This is a genomic window from Paraburkholderia sp. Ac-20347 (genome assembly GCF_017104805.1).
In the GTDB taxonomy this organism is placed as follows: Bacteria; Pseudomonadota; Gammaproteobacteria; order Burkholderiales; family Burkholderiaceae; genus Paraburkholderia; species Paraburkholderia tropica.
Genome location: NZ_JAAGPN010000510.1, coordinates 1 through 2,517 on the forward strand (window position 1 = coordinate 1; position 2,517 = coordinate 2,517).

3 protein-coding genes are annotated in these 2,517 nt (G+C 67.1%); 2 read left to right on the plus strand and 1 reads right to left on the minus strand.

Annotation, left to right across the window (positions count from 1 at the left end; translation table 11 throughout):
* The first annotated feature begins 192 nt into the window (after positions 1-192).
* Positions 193-696 carry a thioesterase family protein gene (locus G3N97_RS38155; RefSeq protein WP_205997906.1) on the plus strand — a complete coding sequence of 168 codons (504 nt, stop codon included), beginning with the start codon at positions 193-195 and terminating at the stop codon, positions 694-696.
* Between the two features lie 233 nt (positions 697-929).
* Here G3N97_RS38155 and G3N97_RS38160 read toward each other — a convergent pair whose 3' ends face one another.
* Positions 930-1,238, minus strand: coding sequence for a DUF3331 domain-containing protein (locus G3N97_RS38160; protein WP_205997904.1), 309 nt, complete (start codon positions 1,236-1,238; stop codon positions 930-932).
* 485 nt (positions 1,239-1,723) lie between these two features.
* Here G3N97_RS38160 and G3N97_RS38165 point away from each other — a divergent pair.
* On the plus strand, positions 1,724-2,517 hold a 794-nt coding region (locus G3N97_RS38165; RefSeq protein WP_205997905.1), incomplete at its 3' end, for an AI-2E family transporter.

Here is a 2,517-nt window from a genome sequence, read left to right on the forward strand (position 1 = left end):
GAGCGCGCTGCGGCGGCCCGGAACCGGTGCCGCACCGTGTCACGGAGTGCGGCACATCAGGTCCACCTTACCGCAGCGGCGGCACGCGTGCGCAGCGTCAGCGCGACGCGGGCCGCCTGTCGCGCGGGTGCGCGCGCCGACCGTGCGGTTACACTGGCCGACACGAAAAAACTGCCGCAACAAGGAGGAGCGATGACGGATGCAACGGCGCCTGGCGTGGTCTACCGCGATCAGGTGCGCGCGGAATGGGTCGATTACAACGGCCATTTGCGCGACGCCTTCTACATGCTGATCTACAGCTTCGCGACCGATGCGCTGCTCGACGCAATCGGGCTCGACGCGGCGCAGCGCGAGGCGCGCGGGCGCTCGATGTACACGCTGGAGGCGCATCTGAACTACGTGCGGGAGATCAAGGCAGGCACGCCGGTGCGCGTGGAGGTGTCGGTGCTGGAGCACGACGCGAAGCGCGTGCGCGTCTATCTGGAGATGTTCGCCGGGGACGGCACGGAGGAGATGGTGTCGGCGAGCGAGCAGGTGTTGCTGCACGTCGATCGCGCGGGTCCGCGCGCGGCGCCCTTCGATGCCGACGTGCTCGCGCGCGTGGCTGCGCTGCGCGGCGAGTCGGTGGGGCGGGTGGCGCGTTACGCCGGTCGGTCTATCTCGCTGGCGCCCGGGGCGGCCGCGGTCTCGTCCTGAGATGCGGCGCCGCAGCACGCGGCCAGGTGAAACGGGAACGGTCTGAATCGGCCTCGGAGCGCGGCGTGTGGGCAGGGAGGCGGTGAGTCCGAATGGCGCGAGTGGCGCCGTGTCGATTCGTCGATCCGTGCACGATTGTTATTCAATCGATGCGCGATTGTTACGATAATGACTGCTAATGCCTTTGTCCGCTTTCGCGCACATCCGGTCGGCTTTCGACCGCTTGCGGCGCGTCAGGCCGCTTCGCTGAACGGCACGTTGGCCACGAGGTCGCCGAACACTTCCGCGGCGATCATCACCGACGCATTCAGCGGGGCCGGCCGTTCAGCCGGCTTGTACACGGCGTCACCGCGGCGGATCTTGCGACGCGACACGGCGCAGGTTCCCGAGGTATGCGCCGAGCGGCGTCGCCAGCGCTGCTCGCCATAATGGCAGCGGCCGGGTTCGACCCAGCGGATGACGAGCGCTGAATCCGTCTGCTCGAGGATTTCAATGCGTTCACCGTTGGCACCGTCAAGCGCGAGACACGCTTTCTTTTTCATTGTCGGCTCCGTGAGTGGGATGCCGCGAATGTAGTCCTCTGCGACGCCAAGTGCCATTGTGTCGGCGTTGAAACACCATTCCAAAATCGGCAACAATTGCCCTGCGACACCATGCGTTTGACGAAGGAATGGGGCTTTGCGGGCGATCAAGGTGCGACATCGCGAATTTGTGCAACGCAGTGTTGTGCGTGGCGCGACATCGAAATGTGCGGGAAAGGCGGGGGGTGGAACGCCTGGGCGGCGGATGAATCAGACTTGAAGCGGCGCTTGACGTACCGTTCGAGGTACCGCCTGGGGGCACTTGCGCGACGCGCCGGCGGCCCTCATTTCGTGTTTTGGTCTGTCGCCCTTATGCTGGCGGCTTGCTGCGGCGCGTTGTTCCACGCGCGCTTTTATGCGTTCTGGCTGGTTGTTCCTGCCGCTTGCGGCGCAGGTCTTGCCTGCATGGCCGCCAGAGCCGTCCTGTCGAATTGCCCCGAGGTTACATGATTCATCGCCCGCCTGCTCCGAACTCCGCAAACGAGCAAAAAATCCAGCGCGTCGCTTCGGCGGCCCTGTTCGCCGCGCTTGTGCTGGTCGCGCTGTGGGTCGTGCGCGAATTCGTGCCCGCCGTCGCGTGGGCGGGCGTCGTCGCCATCGTGCTGTGGCCGGCCTATCAGGCCGTGGAGCGTCATCGTCTGTTCAAGGGACGCACGACTTCGCTCGCCACCGTGCTGACGCTGGCCGTCGCGCTGCTGGTCGTTTTGCCGATCACGATCACGGCGATCCAGGCCGGCGGCGAGGCGCACGACCTCTACCAGTGGCTGCGCACCGCGCAGGAGAACGGCGTGCCGGTGCCCGACGTCGTCTCGCGTCTGCCGTTCGGCAGTCATCAGGTGAGCGACTGGTGGCAGGCGAATCTGGCGCAGCCGCTCAAGGCGTCGCCCGCGATGAAGAACCTGCACGGCGACGCGATCGTCTCGTTCGGGCGTCACTTCGGCGCGCGTGCGCTGCATGCGTCGGTGACCTTCGGCTTCATGCTCGTCACGCTGTTCGTGATCTTTCAGGCCGGACCGCGGTTGTCGGGCACGGTGATGCGCGGCGCGCGCCGCGCGTTCGGCGCGGACGGCGCGCAACTGCTCCAGCGCATGGCTTCCGCGGTGCGTGCGACGGTCACGGGACTCGTGGTGGTGGGGCTCGGCGAGGGCGTGCTGCTCGGTGCCGGCTACCTGTTCGGCGGCGTGCCGCACGCGGCGCTGCTCGGCACCGTGACGGCGGTCGCGGCTATGCTGCCGTTCTG

What these genes read in the sequence shown, in the direction of transcription:
- G3N97_RS38155 (WP_205997906.1), top strand. Translation starts at nt 193, where the DNA reads ATGACGGATGCAACGGCGCCTGGCGTGGTCTACCGCGATCAGGTGCGC.
- G3N97_RS38160 (WP_205997904.1), bottom strand. Translation starts at nt 1,238, where the DNA reads ATGAAAAAGAAAGCGTGTCTCGCGCTTGACGGTGCCAACGGTGAACGC.